At 64.3% G+C, this 15,610-nt stretch carries 10 protein-coding genes; 8 read left to right on the plus strand and 2 right to left on the minus strand.

Annotated elements, in window-relative coordinates; translation table 11 throughout:
* Positions 1–68 precede the first annotated feature (68 nt).
* From aceE to lpdA, 3 genes are read left to right on the plus strand one after another with little or no spacing between them, the layout of a single operon-like run.
* Complete coding sequence (gene aceE, locus KIT53_RS00175) at positions 69–2,783, plus strand: pyruvate dehydrogenase (acetyl-transferring), homodimeric type (RefSeq protein WP_297745750.1); 2,715 nt, start codon at positions 69–71, stop codon at positions 2,781–2,783.
* Between the two features lie 15 nt (positions 2,784–2,798).
* Positions 2,799–4,445: a dihydrolipoyllysine-residue acetyltransferase gene (aceF, locus tag KIT53_RS00180; protein ID WP_297745753.1), complete on the plus strand. Its 1,647-nt coding sequence runs from the start codon at positions 2,799–2,801 to the stop codon at positions 4,443–4,445.
* A gap of 13 nt (positions 4,446–4,458) precedes the next feature.
* Positions 4,459–6,291, plus strand: a complete 1,833-nt coding sequence (gene lpdA / locus KIT53_RS00185) for a dihydrolipoyl dehydrogenase (RefSeq protein ID WP_297745755.1) — start codon at positions 4,459–4,461, stop codon at positions 6,289–6,291.
* A gap of 67 nt (positions 6,292–6,358) precedes the next feature.
* Here the strand turns inward: lpdA and KIT53_RS00190 are convergent, their stop codons facing one another.
* Positions 6,359–7,726 carry a hypothetical protein gene (locus tag KIT53_RS00190; RefSeq protein ID WP_297745758.1) on the minus strand — a complete coding sequence of 456 codons (1,368 nt, stop codon included), beginning with the start codon at positions 7,724–7,726 and terminating at the stop codon, positions 6,359–6,361.
* An 86-nt stretch (positions 7,727–7,812) separates the two neighbouring features.
* Positions 7,813–8,370 carry a C40 family peptidase gene (locus tag KIT53_RS00195; protein WP_297746900.1) on the minus strand — a complete coding sequence of 186 codons (558 nt, stop codon included), beginning with the start codon at positions 8,368–8,370 and terminating at the stop codon, positions 7,813–7,815.
* Between the two features lie 309 nt (positions 8,371–8,679).
* Here KIT53_RS00195 and KIT53_RS00200 point away from each other — a divergent pair, with 309 nt between their 5' ends.
* The 5 genes from KIT53_RS00200 (at position 8,680) to KIT53_RS00220 (ending at position 15,594) form a co-directional block, all read left to right on the plus strand.
* Entirely contained in the window at positions 8,680–9,363 is a 684-nt protein-coding gene (locus KIT53_RS00200) for a TetR/AcrR family transcriptional regulator (protein WP_297745760.1), read from the plus strand.
* An 88-nt stretch (positions 9,364–9,451) separates the two neighbouring features.
* The gene (locus KIT53_RS00205; protein ID WP_297745763.1) at positions 9,452–10,054 is read left to right on the plus strand and encodes an isochorismatase family protein; all 603 of its coding nucleotides are present in this window, start codon (positions 9,452–9,454) and stop codon (positions 10,052–10,054) included.
* Between the two features lie 116 nt (positions 10,055–10,170).
* The gene (locus KIT53_RS00210; protein WP_297745766.1) at positions 10,171–12,072 is read left to right on the plus strand and encodes a propionate--CoA ligase; all 1,902 of its coding nucleotides are present in this window, start codon (positions 10,171–10,173) and stop codon (positions 12,070–12,072) included.
* A gap of 80 nt (positions 12,073–12,152) precedes the next feature.
* Complete coding sequence (locus KIT53_RS00215; protein ID WP_297745769.1) at positions 12,153–12,527, plus strand: metalloregulator ArsR/SmtB family transcription factor; 375 nt, start codon at positions 12,153–12,155, stop codon at positions 12,525–12,527.
* A 175-nt stretch (positions 12,528–12,702) separates the two neighbouring features.
* Complete coding sequence (locus KIT53_RS00220) at positions 12,703–15,594, plus strand: 2-oxoglutarate dehydrogenase E1 component (RefSeq protein ID WP_297745772.1); 2,892 nt, start codon at positions 12,703–12,705, stop codon at positions 15,592–15,594.
* Positions 15,595–15,610: the final 16 nt, after the last annotated feature.

The raw sequence follows: 15,610 nt of genomic DNA on the forward strand, positions 1-15,610 counted from the left end.
TCTGTGGAAAAATCCGTGACACTGCGGAGAGACCTCCGTAAGCTCGATCGCAACCCAAGGAGACAAGCATGTCAGCCAATGACGCTCGCAACGGCCTCAACGCCGAGGACGTGGACGCCCAGGAAACCCGTGAATGGATGGAGGCCCTGGCCGCCGTGATCGAGAAGGAGGGGCCGGAACGGGCCCATTTCCTGCTGGAGCAACTGCTGGAGCAGGCCCGCCAGAGCAGCATCGACATGCCGTTCTCCGCCAACACCGGCTACGTGAACACCATCGAACCGGAGCAGGAGGCGCATTGCCCCGGCAACATCGCCATCGAGAAGCGCCTGCGTGCCTACATGCGCTGGAACGCCATGGCCATGGTGGTGCGCGCCAACCGCCTGAACCCCGCCGACGGCGGGGACCTGGGGGGGCACATCGGTTCCTTCGCCTCGGTGGCCAGCATGTTCGGCGCCGGCTTCAACCATTTCTGGCACGCCGAGAGCGAGAACCATGGCGGCGACCTGTTGTACATCCAGGGCCACAGTTCGCCTGGCATCTACGCACGGGCTTTCCTGGAGGGCCGCCTGACCGAAGAGCAACTGGACAGCTTCCGCCAGGAAGTGGACGGCAAGGGTCTCTCCAGTTACCCGCATCCCAAGCTGATGCCGGAGTTCTGGCAATTCCCCACCGTGTCCATGGGCCTGGGGCCGCTGATGGCGATCTACCAGGCCCGTTTCCTCAAGTACCTGCATGCGCGTGGCATCGCCAATACCGAGAACCGCAAGGTCTGGGTGTTCTGCGGCGACGGCGAGATGGACGAACCCGAATCGCTGGGCGCCATTGGCCTGGCGGCACGTGAGAACCTGGACAACCTGGTGTTTGTGATCAACTGCAACCTGCAGCGTCTGGACGGTCCGGTGCGCGGCAACGGCAAGATCGTCCAGGAACTGGAGAGCGAGTTCCGCGGCAGCGGCTGGAACGTCATCAAGCTGCTCTGGGGCAATGGTTGGGATACCCTGCTGGCCCGAGACAAGACGGGCAAGCTGCGACAGCTCATGATGGAGACGCTGGACGGCGACTACCAGGCCATGAAGGCCAACGACGGCGCTTTCGTGCGCAAGAACTTCTTCGGCCGCTATCCCGAGACGCTCAAGCTGGTCGAGCATATGACCGACGAGGAGGTGTTCGAGTTGCGCCGCGGTGGCCACGAGCCGGCCAAGGTCTATGCCGCCTTCCACGCGGCCAACGAACACAAGGGCCAGCCCACGGTGCTGCTGGTCAAGACGGTCAAGGGTTATGGCATGGGCAAGGCCGGCGAAGGCAAGAACACCGTGCACCAGACCAAGAAGCTGTCGGACGAGGACATCCGCTATATCCGCGACCGCTTCAACATCCCGATTCCCGACAGCGAGCTGCCCAAGATCCCGTACTACAAGCCGGCCGACGACACGCCGGAGATGAAGTACCTGCATGAGCGACGCAAGGCGCTGGGTGGCTACCTGCCGCACCGCCGCGCGAAGGCTGACGAAAGCTTCACCGTGCCGGCGCTGGAGACCTTCAAGGCGGTGCTGGAGCCGACCGCAGAAGGCCGCGAGATTTCCACCACCCAGGCCTACGTGCGCTTTCTGACGCAGTTGCTGCGTGACCAGGCGCTGGGGCCGCGCGTGGTGCCCATCCTAGTGGACGAGGCCCGTACCTTTGGCATGGAAGGCCTGTTCCGCCAGATCGGTATCTATAACCCCAAGGGCCAGCTCTACACCCCGGTCGACAAGGACCAGGTGATGTACTACAAGGAAGACAAGGCCGGGCAGATCCTCCAGGAAGGCATCAACGAGGCCGGCGGCATGAGTTCCTGGATCGCGGCGGCGACGTCGTACTCGACGAACAACCGCATCATGGTGCCGTTCTACGTGTACTACTCGATGTTCGGTTTCCAGCGCATTGGTGATCTGGCCTGGGCCGCGGGTGACATGCAGGCGCGCGGCTTCCTTTTGGGCGGCACCTCCGGGCGCACCACGCTCAACGGCGAAGGTCTGCAGCACGAGGACGGGCACAGCCACATCCTGGCCGGCACCATTCCGAACTGCATCAGCTACGACCCGACCTTCGCGCATGAAGTGGCGGTGATCCTGCACCACGGCCTCAAGCGCATGGTGGAACGCCAGGAGAACGTTTTCTACTACCTGACGCTGCTCAACGAGAACTACGCCATGCCGGGCCTCCAGCCGGGCACGGAAGAGCAGATCATCAAGGGCATGTACTGCTGCAGGCAGGCGCCTGCGATCAAGGGCAGGTCGGTGCCGACGGTGCAACTGCTGGGCAGTGGCACCATCCTGCGCGAGAGCATTGCCGCGCAGGAATTGCTGGAGAAGGAGTGGGGCGTGAGTGCAAGCGTGTGGAGCTGCCCGAGCTTCAACGAACTGGCGCGCGATGGCCAGGACGTGGACCGCTGGAACCTGTTGCACCCGACCGAGACCCCGCGCGTGTCTTTCGTTGCGCAGCAACTCGGTGCCACCACCGGCCCGGTGGTGGCTTCCACCGACTACATGAAGAACTACGCCGAGCAGATCCGTCCCTTCATACCCAAGGGGCGTGGCTACAAGGTGCTGGGCACCGACGGCTTTGGCCGCAGCGACTTCCGCAGCAAGCTGCGCGAGCACTTCGAGGTGAACCGGCACTACATCGTGGTCGCCGCGCTCAAGGCCCTGAGCGAGGAGGGCACCGTGCCGGTGGCCAAGGTGGCCGAGGCGATCAAGAAGTACGGCATCCAGACCGAGAAGGTGAATCCTCTCTACGCATAACCCGGAGACAAGAACATGGCATTGATCGAAGTGAAGGTCCCGGACATTGGGGATTTCGACGAGGTGGCGGTCATCGAACTGCTGGTGAAGGTGGGCGACGCGGTCAAGGCCGAGCAGTCCCTGATCACCGTGGAATCGGACAAGGCTTCCATGGAGATTCCGTCGTCCCATGGCGGGGTGATCAAGGAACTCAAGGTGGCCCTGGGCGACAAGGTGAAGGAAGGCTCGGTGCTGGTGGTGCTCGATGCCGCCGAGGCTGCGGCAGCCGCGCCCGCGCCTGCGTCTGCACCTGTTTCCGCGCCCCCCGCGGCGGCACCTGCCTCCACCCCGGTACCTGCCGCCACGGTTGCGCCTGCGGCCGGCCCGGTCGAGGTCCGGGTGCCCGACATCGGCGACTTCAAGGATGTGGCCGTCATCGAGGTGCTGGTCAAGCCCGGTGATTCGATCAAGCAGGAACAGAGCCTGATCACCGTGGAGTCCGACAAGGCGTCGATGGAGATTCCGTCTTCCGCCGCTGGCGTGCTCAAGGAACTCAAGGTCAAGGTGGGTGACAAGGTCAACATCGGAGACCTGCTGGCAGTCCTCGAAGGTACGGGAGCCGCGCCAGCCGCCGCCGCACCGGCGACCGCTTCACCAACACCGGTCCCGGCGACCGCGGCGCCGGCGCCTGCCGCTGCGCCCGCCCCGGCAGCGCTCAGCACCGAGCGACCAACGCCCAATGCCCCCATGGGCCTCCCGCATGCCTCGCCCTCGGTGCGCAAGTTCGCCCGCGAGCTCGGCGTGCCGCTGGAAGAGGTCAAGGGCAGTGGCGTCAAGGGGCGCATCACGCAGGAGGATGTGCAAGGCTTCACCAAGGCGGTCATGGCTGGCGCCGTGCAGACCAAAGCACAGGCCGCCAAGGCCCCTGCGGGTGGGGGCGATGGCGCGGGCCTGGGCCTCATTCCCTGGCCCAAGGTGGATTTCGCCAAGTTCGGCCCCATCGAACGCAAGGAGCTGGGGCGCATCAAGAAGATCAGCGGTGCCAACCTGCTGCGCAACGCGGTCATGATCCCGGCCGTCACCAACCACGATGATGCCGACATCACCGAGCTGGAAGCCTTCCGCGTGGCGACCAACAAGGAGAACGAGAAGAGCGGCGTCAAGGTCACCATGCTGGCTTTCCTGATCAAGGCCTGCGTGGCCGCGCTCAAGAAATTTCCCGAATTCAACAGCAGCCTGGACGGTGACGCGCTGGTCTACAAGCAGTACTGGCACATCGGTTTTGCCGCCGATACGCCCAATGGCCTGGTGGTGCCGGTCATCAAGGACGCGGACAAGAAGGGGGTGCTGGCCATCAGCAAGGAGATGTCCGAACTCGCGGCCAAGGCGCGGGAAGGCAAGCTCGGGCCGGCCGACATGAGTGGCGCGACTTTCACCATCTCCAGCCTGGGTGGTATCGGTGGGCGCTACTTCACGCCCATCATCAACGCCCCTGAGGTGGCCATCCTCGGTGTCTGCAAGAGCCAGATGGAGCCTGTGTGGGACGGCAAGGCCTTCCAGCCGCGCCTGATGCTGCCGCTGTCGCTGACCTGGGATCACCGCGTGATCGACGGTGCCGCGGCTGCGCGCTTCAACGCCTACCTGGGGCAGATCCTCGCCGACTTCCGTCGCGTGCTGCTGTAAGGGAGAAGCAGACATGGCCATTGTGGATATCAAGGTGCCCGACATCGGCGACTTCTCGGAGGTCGCCATCATCGAGTTGTTGGTCAAGCCGGGCGACACGGTCAAGGCCGAGCAGAGCCTGATCACGGTCGAGAGCGACAAGGCGTCGATGGAGATCCCTTCGTCGCACGCGGGTGTGGTCAAGGACATCAAGGTCAAGATCGGCGACAAGGTGAGCGAGGGTTCGGTGATCCTGTCCCTCGACGCGGCGCAAGGCGCCACCGCTGCAGCACCGGCAGCCGCCCCGGCAGCACCTGCGCCCGCGCAGGTCAAGGCCGGTCCCGCCGCAAGTCCGGCGCCGGCGGCGGCGAACTACGGCGGCCCAGCCGACCTCGACTGCGACGTGCTCGTGCTCGGTGGTGGTCCGGGCGGCTACAGCGCCGCTTTCCGCGCGGCCGACCTGGGCCTCAAGGTGGTGCTCGTCGAACGCTACGCCACGCTGGGCGGGGTGTGCCTCAACGTCGGCTGCATCCCTTCCAAGGCCTTGCTGCACGTTGCCGCCGTGATGGACGAGGTCAGCCACATGGCCGACCTGGGCGTGGACTTTGGCCAACCCGTGGTCCACATCGACAAGCTGCGCGCTCACAAGGAAAAGGTGATTGGCAAGCTCACCGGCGGCCTGGCGGCCATGGCCAAGATGCGCAAAGTCACTGTGCTGCGCGGCTACGGCAGCTTCGTTGGCCCCAACCACCTGGAGGTGGAGGAGACCGGCGGCACCGGCCAGGAGCGCACGGGCAAGAAGCAGGTGGTGGGCTTCCGCAAGGCCATCATCGCCGCCGGCTCGCAGGCGGTTCGCCTGCCCTTCATGCCGGACGATCCCCGTGTGGTGGACAGCACCGGCGCCCTGGCGCTCAAGGAAGTCCCCAAGCGCATGCTGATCCTCGGCGGCGGCATCATCGGCCTTGAAATGGGCACGGTCTACAGCACGCTGGGTGCTCGCCTGGACGTGGTGGAAATGCTCGATGGTCTGATGCAGGGCGCCGACCGCGACCTGGTGAAGATCTGGCAGAAGATGAACGCCCGCCGCTTCGACAACATCATGCTGAAAACCAAGACGGTGGCGGCGAAGGCCACGCCCGAAGGTATCCAGGTGAGCTTTGCGCCGGCCGAAGAGGGGGGCAAGGCGCCCGAGCCGCAGACCTATGACCTGGTCCTGCAAGCGGTGGGGCGTACACCCAACGGCAAGAAGATTGGTGCGGACAAAGCGGGGGTGTCGGTGACCGACCGTGGGTTCATCGAGGTGGACATCCAGATGCGCACCAACGTGCCGCACATCTTCGCCATCGGCGACATCGTGGGCCAGCCCATGCTGGCACACAAGGCGGTGCACGAGGCGCATGTGGCGGCGGAGGTGATCGCTGGCGAGCTCCAGGACAACAAGGCGTTGGCATCCGCCGCCTTCAACGCGCGCGTGATTCCGAGCGTGGCCTATACCGATCCCGAGGTCGCCTGGGTCGGGTTGACCGAAGACCAGGCCAAGGCGCAGGGCATCAAGGTCAAGAAGGGCTTGTTCCCCTGGAGCGCCTCGGGCCGTGCCATCGCCAACGGCCGGGACGAAGGCGTGACCAAGCTGCTGTTCGATGACTCGCCTGAGGCGCACGGCCATGGCCGCATTCTGGGCGGTGGCATGGTGGGCACGCATGCAGGCGACATGATCGGGGAGATCGCGCTGGCCATTGAGATGGGGGCCGATGCCGTGGATATCGGCAAGACCATCCATCCCCATCCGACGCTGGGCGAGAGCATCGGCATGGCTGCCGAGGTGGCGCACGGCTCCTGCACCGACGTGCCGCCGCAGCGCCGCTAACCAGGCTGCGCCACAGGCAGAAAAGCCGCCAGCCCGCAAGGGCGGCGGCTTTTTCATGCCTTCGGTTTCAGCGTGGAGCGACGCGGCTGGCCAGCGGTGGAGGCCTGTAGTCGGGCAACAGCTTGCACGAGCCGCCATACGTCGCCTCATAGCCCTTGCAGAGCGCCGCGACTTTCTGCGGCGTGGGTTTCTGGCGGTGGTCTATCCAGTCCAGCAATGCCGTGAACAGTGCGGGGTATTGGGCGTCGGCCAGGTAGCTGTGTTCGGATTCGTCGCTGAAGTTCTGTACCAGCCAGTGGCCATTGCCCGCGCGCTCCAACTCGTCGCGGTAGGCAGACTCCAGCTCGACGAACGCTGTGGGATCGTGCACGGCATGCAAGGTGATGATCGGCATGTTCACTCGGCCTTGTGGCGCGCTGTCCTGCGCCAATTCCGCCACCGCGGCGGGGTCGGCCGCGTAGCGCAGGACGCCTGCGTTGAGTGCCGCATCGTCCGCGGAACCTTTGTACACCGCGCGCGTGTTGTCGAACGGGTTGCGCCCGCCCAGGCGCAACTGGGTCAGGTCGCGGAACAACCAGGTGGCCCAATTGAGGTGAGGAATCAGCGAGCGTTCGGGAATCTGGATCACCTTCACCAGCGTAGCCAAGTTGGCTTTCTGCTGTTCGGTGCGCTGAGCTGCCGGCTTGCGCACGCCGGTGCACTCGTCCACGCGGGCGGCGAGTTCTGCCCGGTTGAGGCGGGTGCCCATCGGCAGGCCCTGCCACAAGGGGTACTGCGGTTCGTCGGCGCGCGGGTGGTTCTTGCAGACGTATTGGTAGACCACACGCAGATCCAGACGGAAGTCATAGGCCTTGGTGCCGCCTCCCAGCACGCCGCTGGTGAGCAGGACACCGTCGTAGGGACCTTTGACGGGGCCATGGGGGCCATCGACCGTCGCATAGAGTTCGGCGGCTTTGGATGCCACGCCTGCGCCATAGCTCTGTCCATGCAGCAGCGTTCGCCGCGGTGGCCCGAACTGTCTGACGAACAGGCGGCGCAGGCGCTCGGTGTCTTCCGCCGCCATGCTCACGCCGTAGCCGCCGCGCCGGTAGGTGGCGCCCGCCCAGGCGTACCCGGCCTTGACGGTTACCGCCCAGCGTTGGAGGTCCTCTTCGCTGCGTTCTGGTCTGGCCGGACCCGTGTCGGCCGGCCCTCCGTGCGCATGCATGACCAGTACGCCCGTGCTGGCACGCCACCCGGGAGGCAGTGCCATCCAATAAAAGCCACCCAGGCCATCCTCACCGCTGAAGCAGGATGAGCCCGTTGGCACCTCCGCAGGACAGGGACGGGATTGGGGCACTGACGGACCCTGCGCCAAGACGAAGCTGGCATTCAGCAGCACGGCTGCCGCTGCGGCACGGATGGCCAGCCGGCGGCCGAAGGCATGAAAGGGCATGTCGGTCTCCTGTCGTGGTCGGCGCGTGGCCTGAACGATAGGGCCAGGGGGGCGCTTGCGTCAAATGCCGCAACGCCAAGGCGGGATCAGGGGGCTTTGTCCTTGTCGTTCAATGGCACACGCCGGGCGCCGTTGAAGCGGGAGTTCCAGTAGCTCATGCGCATGTCTTCCATGCGCACCTGGGCACCGGCACGCGGAGAATGGATGAACTTGCCTTCGCCCACGTAGATGCCCACATGGCTGAACGCGCGGCGCATGGTGTTGAAGAACACCAGATCACCTGGCTTGAGTTCGCTGCGGTCTATGGTCTGGGTGGCGGCGGCCTGCTCGTCCGAGCGGCGTGGCAAGACCTTGCCCAGCGACTGTTCGTAGACCGCGCGCACGAAGCCGCTGCAGTCAAAACCCGTATCGGCGCTGTTGCCGCCGTAGCGGTAGGGAATATCGAGGAACGCCAGTGCGTTGATGACCAGGCTGGAAGCCTGTTCGCTCACGGTGTCGCGGGCCTGCTGGATCTGATCGCCCATCCGGGACATCAGGCCCTTCTCCGCCAGAAAGCCGTCGATGTCGTTGAAGCCGCTGTTTCCCGGCGCGGCGTGTGCCACGGCCGAGCAAGTCAGGAGGAGGGCGGGAAGCCAGCGAATCATGGCGCGCAGCGTATCGGGGATGGCGTTCGAAGTCAAGTGAGGATCTTCAATCAACTCCTTGATTTTCCTGGCTTTTCAAGGCGTTGCGACAGTGAGGAATGGTCAACGGCAAACCATGTCTGACCGACGGTAAATTGAACCTCATAGAAGCAGCTGAAGCCTGTTGGACAGCTGGAGATCACCTTGAAATTTTGATCTTTCGATAAAAATTTGAACATCGTTCAATAAAATATCCGGGATTCATTTTTATGTGCCTGGTTGAAAAAGGGTATGCCTATGCGGGTGCAAATCCACGATCTCAAACCTGTCTTGAGCGAGACGGAGATGCTGGCCCTGCGCGAGCACCAGGCTCAACGTCAGCAGCGACAGGCCGCGCAATCCATGCAAAGACGTGGTCTGGTGCTTGAGGCTGCGTGCCGGGTGTTCGCCGAGCGGGGGCTGGACGGTGCCAGCATCCGGGAGATCGCGCGGCGCGCGGGCTACACGGCCGGGGCCATCTACAGCTATTTCGACAGCAAGGAGGCGATCCACGTGGCGCTTCTGGGGGAGTCGCTGGAGCGCCTTCGCTTGGCGATGGAGGCACCTCGCGTGCCGCGTGGTCAGCACCGTGCCGCATTGGAAGCCCGGGCACGTGCCTGGTTCGCCTTCTATGTCGCGCACCCGCAGGATTTGGACCTGGCGCTGTTGCGCACGCATGGACCGGAGGGTGGCGCGCAGTCGCTGCTGGATGCGCGGGTGCTGGAGGCCATGCGTCCGTGCGAGCAGGCGCTGCTGTCGCTGGGCCTCGACCAAGAGGCCGCTGTACAGGAGCGAACCGCCTTGCTGGCCTATGGCCTGGGGTTGCTGGTGCTGCGGCAGGTCGGTTTGCCTGGGGGCGAGCCACAGGCGCAGATCCTGTTCGATCGCTACCTCGCTCAGTTGCTGGAGCGCGTCGGGCCGGCGATGCCCCCGGCAACGCCTGAAGCAGAGCAGGGCGATCTGTTCGATCTTTGACGCCGCTCATGTGCGTGGTGGTGCTAGCGCTGCGAGAATGCCGCACCGATCGCGCTGAACCACACGACGCACAGACCGAAAGATACCGATGCTTCTGGACGCTTCCGAATCCCAATTGGTGCTGGTGGACTACCAGGCCCGCCTGATGCCCGCACTCCACGAAGGCCCGCTGGTGCTGGCCAATGCCCTGCGCCTGGCTCGCCTCGCCGACCTGCTCAAGGTGCCCACCTTGGGAACGGAGCAGAACCCCGACAGGCTGGGCCAGAACCCGCCGGAGCTGCGCGGGTTGTGCCGCAAGACATTGGCCAAGATGCATTTCAGCGCCGTGCCCGAAGGCCTGGCCGATTGGCTCAGGCCCGCTGCGCGCGCCAGTCAAGGCAACGCACGCAGCCTGCCCAAGCACCTGCAGAAGCCCGCCGCCGCAGCCCCCGAACGCGCCAGCATCGTGCTGGCGGGCTGTGAGGCCCACGTCTGCCTGCTGCAGACGGCGCTGGAGTTGCTGGAGCAGGAGTTCGAGGTCTGGGTGGTTACCGACGCCTGCAGTTCGCGCACGGAGCGCAACCGCGATGCCGCTTTTGACCGGCTGGCCGGCGCCGGGGCGGAATTGTTGACCACGGAGATGGTGGCGTTCGAGTGGCTGAGGTCCGCCGAACACCCCGCTTTCAAGGAGGTTCAGGCGCTGATCAAGTAGCCCGCTCGCAGAACAGCGGGTACCCAGACGGGGCTGTGTCAGCCTGTCGCAAGGCTGGTTCTCATAATTATGAATTCAGTTTGATCCCGTTCGTCATTCCACTGCAGGAGACACCCATGACCGCGCCCCAGGCTTACGCCGAGTTCTACCGCCGCTCCATTGAAGACCGTGACGCTTTCTGGACCGAGCAGGCGGCGCTGGTGGATTGGCGCCAACCGTTCAGCCGCGTCTGCAACCACGACAACCCGCCTTTCACCCGCTGGTTCGAGGGTGGCCTGCTCAACCTGTGCCACAACGCCGTGGACCGCCACTTGCAGGACCGTGGGGATCAGGCGGCGCTGATTTTTGTCTCGACGGAGACCGATACCGAGAAGACCTACAGCTTTCGCGAGCTTCATGCCGAAGTGCAGCACATGGCAGCCGTGCTCAAGGCGCAGGGCGTGCGGCGCGGCGACCGGGTGCTGATCTACATGCCCATGATCCCGGAGGCAGCGTTTGCCATGCTGGCCTGCGCGCGCATCGGCGCCATCCATTCGGTGGTGTTTGGTGGCTTCGCCAGCCACTCGTTGGCCAACCGCATCGAGGATGCCGAACCGGTTGCCATCGTCAGCGCGGACGCGGGTTCGCGCGGCGGCAAGGTGGTGCCCTACAAGCCGCTGCTCGACGAGGCCATCCGCCTCTCCAGCCACAAGCCGGCTTCGGTGATTTTGGTCAACCGCGGGCTGGCGCCCATGGACCTGGTGGCCGGTCGCGATCAGGACTATGCCGCGCTGCGGGCGCAGCACCTGAATGCCCAGGTGCCCTGTGAGTGGCTGGCGTCTACCGACATCAGCTACACCATCTACACCAGCGGGACCACGGGCAAACCCAAGGGCGTGCAGCGTGACGTGGGAGGCTACACCGTGGCGCTGGCGGCCAGCATGAAGCACATCTTCATGGGCGAGCCGGGCGAAACCTATTTCTCCACCAGCGACATCGGCTGGGTGGTGGGGCACAGTTACATCGTCTACGGTCCCCTGATCGCGGGCATGGCCACCATCATGTACGAGGGGCTGCCCATCCGGCCCGATGGCGGCATCTGGTGGAGCCTGGTCGAGAAGTACAAGGTGACGGTCATGTTCAGCGCCCCGACGGCGGTGCGGGTGCTCAAGAAGCAGGACCCGGCCTTCCTGGGCAAATACGACCTCTCCAGCCTGCGAGCGCTGTTCCTGGCTGGGGAGCCGCTGGATGAGCCCACCGCGCGCTGGATCAGCGACGGGCTGGGCGTGCCCATCATCGACAACTACTGGCAGACCGAGAGCGGCTGGCCCATTCTGACCATTGCCAACGGCGTGGAGAAGAAGGCCAGCAAGTTTGGCAGTCCGGGTGTGCCCATGTATGGCTATGCCGTCAAACTGCTGCATGAGCACACCGGCGAGGAACTGACCGGGGCCGACGAGAAGGGGGTCGTCGTGATCGAGGGGCCAACGCCACCGGGATTCATGCAGACCGTCTGGCGAGACGACGCGCGTTTCGTCAACACCTATTGGAAGAGCATCCCGGGCAAGCTGGTCTACAGCACCTTCGACTGGGGCGTGCGCGACAAGGACGGCTATTTCTACATCCTGGGCCGTACCGACGACGTCATCAACGTGGCGGGTCATCGGCTGGGTACCCGCGAGATCGAGGAGAGCATTGCCAGCCACCCGAACGTGGCGGAAGTGGCGGTTGTTGGCGTGGCCGACCAGCTCAAGGGCCAGGTGGCGATGGCGTTCGCGGTGGCCAAGGATGCCTCGGCGCTGGACACCGACGCGGGTTGTCTCAAGCTGGAGGGCGAGGTCATGAAGCTCGTCGACGAACAGCTCGGAGCGGTGGCCCGCCCGGCGCGTGTGCGTTTTGTCAGCGTGCTGCCCAAGACGCGCAGCGGCAAGCTGCTGCGCCGCGCCATCCAGGCGGTCTGTGAAGGCCGCGATCCGGGCGACCTGACCACCATGGATGATCCTGCTGCATTGCAGCAGATCAAGGATTTGCTCGCCTGATCTCCGTATGGGCTCCGGGTGGTCGCCGCAGGTCTTTGTAAGTATCATCCATGCTTATATAGACACTAGCGAAGATCGCCATGGAACAAATGATCGAGTCCTCCGGGCAGGTGGAGAAGGTACGGGTGTTCGAACTGGCTGCCGAGCTGTTTGGCGTGCTGGCCACGCCCATGCGTCTGCGAATCCTCAGCGCGCTCTGCGACAAGGAGAAATCCGTCTCGCAACTGTTGCAGGAGATCGACACCACCCAGCCCAACCTGTCGCAGCACCTGAATCTGCTGTACCGGGCTGGCGTACTGGCCAAGCGCAAGGAAGGCACACAGGTCATCTACAGAGTGCAGAGCGAGAAGGCGGTGACGCTGTGCCGTACGGTGTGCACGCAGATCGCGATCGAAATGGATGAGCCCAGTTCGGTGCCTGCTTCCGAGCGTCTGTCGCCGCGGGTTGCATCCTGACGCACATTCGTCACGCAAACTTTCTACCCTGATGGCCTCCGAGGTGGCACAATCCCGGATTGCAGTCAGGTCCTTCCACAGTCACTGTCGCATCCGCCAAACGGTTCAGCCGGGCCGCGGAAGGTTTTCTTAACCAGCTAATGTTTCCCCAAGGGAAACGGAGGTCAGCGAATCCATGAGCGATTCCCAATCGAACGGGGGCAACGTCTACGTTGCCTACAAGAACAACTCGTATCTCTTCGGCGGCAACGCGCCCTACGTGGAAGAGATGTACGAGAACTACCTGGAAAACCCCGGCAGCGTCCCTGACAACTGGCGCGGCTACTTCGATGCGCTGCAGCATGTGCCGGCCGTCGATGGCAGCGACGCGCGCGACGTTCCCCACCAGCCCGTCATCAACGCCTTTGCCGAGCGCGCCAAGCAGGGCGGCACGCAGGTGGTCATGGCCACGGGAGCCGACTCTGAACTGGGTCGCAAGCGTGTTGCCGTCCAGCAACTGATCGCGGCCTATCGCAATGTGGGTGCCCGCTGGGCCGACCTGGATCCGCTCAAGCGCGCCGAGCGCGACCACATTCCCGAGCTCGAACTGTCGTTCTATGGCTTCACCGACGCCGACCTCGAGACGGTATTCAATACCAGCAACACGTTCTTCGGCAGGGAGACCATGTCCCTGCGCGATCTGCTGAACGCGCTGCGCGAGACCTACTGCGGCTCCATTGGGGCCGAGTACATGTACATCACGGACCAGTCGCAAAAGCGCTGGTGGCAGGAACGCCTGGAAGCCACGCGCACCAAGCCGGCGTTCAATGCGGAAAAGAAGAAGCACATCCTGGACCGCCTGACTGCGGCAGAAGGCCTGGAACGTTTCCTCCACACCAAGTACGTGGGGCAGAAGCGTTTCTCGCTCGAAGGTGGTGAGAGCTTCATCGCTTCGATGGACGAGCTGATCAGCCAGGCTGGCCAGATCGGCATTCAGGAGATCGTGATCGGCATGGCCCACCGCGGCCGCCTGAACGTGCTGGTGAATACCTTGGGCAAGATGCCCAAGGACCTGTTCGCCGAGTTCGATCACACGGCCCCTGAGGACCTGCCTGCGGGCGATGTGAAGTACCACCAGGGCTTCAGCTCCGACGTGACCACCCCCGGAGGTCCGGTTCACCTGTCGCTCGCGTTCAACCCCTCGCACCTGGAGATCGTCAATCCGGTGGTGGAAGGCTCTGTGCGTGCCCGCATGGACCGCCGCGGTGATCCGCTGGGCAAGCAGGTCTTGCCGGTGCTGGTGCACGGCGATGCGGCCTTCGCAGGCCAAGGCGTGGTGATGGAGACGTTGGCGCTGGCCGAGACCCGAGGCTATTCCACCGGCGGCACGGTGCACATCGTCATCAACAACCAGATCGGCTTCACGACCTCCGATCCGCGCGACAGCCGCTCCACGCTGTACTGCTCGGACGTGGTCAAGATGATCGAAGCGCCGGTGCTGCACGTCAACGGCGACGACCCCGAGGCGGTGGTGTTCGCCACCCAGCTCGCGCTGGAGTTCCGCACCACGTTCCAGAAGGACGTGGTCGTCGACATCGTCTGCTTCCGCAAACTGGGTCACAACGAGCAGGACACGCCCAGCCTGACCCAGCCGCTGATGTACAAGAAGATCGCGGCTCACCCGGGCACGCGCAAGCTCTATGCCGACAAGTTGGCGGCGCAGGGTCTGGGCGAAACGCTGGGCGACGACATGGTCAAGACCTACCGCGCCGCGCTGGACGCGGGCCGCCACACGGTGGACCCGGTGCTGACCAATTTCAAGAGCAAGTTCGCGGTCGACTGGAGCCCGTATCTGGGCAAGAAATGGTCCGACAACGCCGACTCCGCCATTCCGCTGGCCGAGTGGAAGCGCCTGGCCGACCGCCTCACGACCATACCGGACAACGTCACGCCGCACCAACTGGTCAAGAAGGTGTATGCGGACCGCGCGGCCATGGGCCGTGGCGAGATTCCGGTGGATTGGGGCATGGGCGAACACATGGCGTTCGCCTCGCTGGTGGCCAGCGGCTTCCCGGTGCGCCTCTCGGGCGAAGACTGCGGCCGCGGTACCTTCACGCACCGCCATGCGGTGATCCACGACCAGAACCGGGAGAAGTACGACGAGGGCACCTATGTGCCGCTGCAGAACGTGGCCGACAACCAGGCACCGTTCGTGGTGATCGACTCCATCCTGTCCGAAGAGGCGGTGCTGGGCTTCGAGTATGGCTACGCGTCCAACGACCCGAACACGCTGGTGGTCTGGGAAGCCCAGTTTGGCGACTTTGCCAACGGTGCCCAGGTGGTCATCGACCAGTTCATCGCCTCTGGCGAAGTGAAGTGGGGCCGCGTCAACGGCATCACCCTGATGCTGCCACACGGCTACGAAGGCCAGGGGCCTGAGCACAGCTCGGCCCGCCTGGAGCGCTTCATGCAGCTGGCTGCCGATACCAACATGCAGATCGTGCAACCCACCACCGCGAGCCAGATCTTCCATGTACTGCGCCGCCAGATGATTCGGGGTTTGCGCAAGCCGCTGATCATCTTCACGCCCAAGTCTCTGCTGCGCAACAAGGACGCCACTTCGCCGTTGTCGGAATTCACCAAAGGTGGTTTCCAGACCGTGATCCCGGAACACGACGCGGACGTGGTGAAGAAGGCCGAGAAGGTCAAGCGCATCATCTGCTGCTCGGGCAAGGTCTACTACGACCTGGTCAAGAAGCGTGAGGAGCGCGGTTCGGACGATGTCGCCATTTTGCGCATCGAACAGCTGTATCCCTTCCCGCACAAGAGCTTCGGCGCCGAGATCCGCAAGTACCCGAACGCGACCGACATCGTGTGGTGCCAGGACGAGCCTCAGAACCAGGGAGCCTGGTTCTTCGTGCAGCACTACATCCACGAGAACATGCTCGATGGTCAGCGGCTGGGCTACGCAGGCCGTGCGGCGTCGGCGTCGCCGGCGGTGGGTTACGCCCACCTGCACCAGGAGCAGCAGAAGAACCTGATCGAAGCCGCTTTCGGCAAGCTCAAGGGCTTCATCCTCACCAAGTAATTCGTTGGGCTTCAAG

The organism is Hydrogenophaga sp. (genome assembly GCF_026125785.1).
GTDB lineage: Bacteria > Pseudomonadota > Gammaproteobacteria > Burkholderiales > Burkholderiaceae_C > Hydrogenophaga.

Coding starts and splice junctions, on each gene's coding strand:
- aceE (WP_297745750.1), top strand. CDS start 69: ATGTCAGCCAATGACGCTCGCAACGGCCTCAACGCCGAGGACGTGGAC.
- aceF (WP_297745753.1), top strand. CDS start 2,799: ATGGCATTGATCGAAGTGAAGGTCCCGGACATTGGGGATTTCGACGAG.
- lpdA (WP_297745755.1), top strand. CDS start 4,459: ATGGCCATTGTGGATATCAAGGTGCCCGACATCGGCGACTTCTCGGAG.
- KIT53_RS00190 (WP_297745758.1), bottom strand. CDS start 7,726: ATGCCCTTTCATGCCTTCGGCCGCCGGCTGGCCATCCGTGCCGCAGCG.
- KIT53_RS00195 (WP_297746900.1), bottom strand. CDS start 8,370: ATGATTCGCTGGCTTCCCGCCCTCCTCCTGACTTGCTCGGCCGTGGCA.
- KIT53_RS00205 (WP_297745763.1), top strand. CDS start 9,452: ATGCTTCTGGACGCTTCCGAATCCCAATTGGTGCTGGTGGACTACCAG.
- KIT53_RS00210 (WP_297745766.1), top strand. CDS start 10,171: ATGACCGCGCCCCAGGCTTACGCCGAGTTCTACCGCCGCTCCATTGAA.
- KIT53_RS00215 (WP_297745769.1), top strand. CDS start 12,153: ATGGAACAAATGATCGAGTCCTCCGGGCAGGTGGAGAAGGTACGGGTG.
- KIT53_RS00220 (WP_297745772.1), top strand. CDS start 12,703: ATGAGCGATTCCCAATCGAACGGGGGCAACGTCTACGTTGCCTACAAG.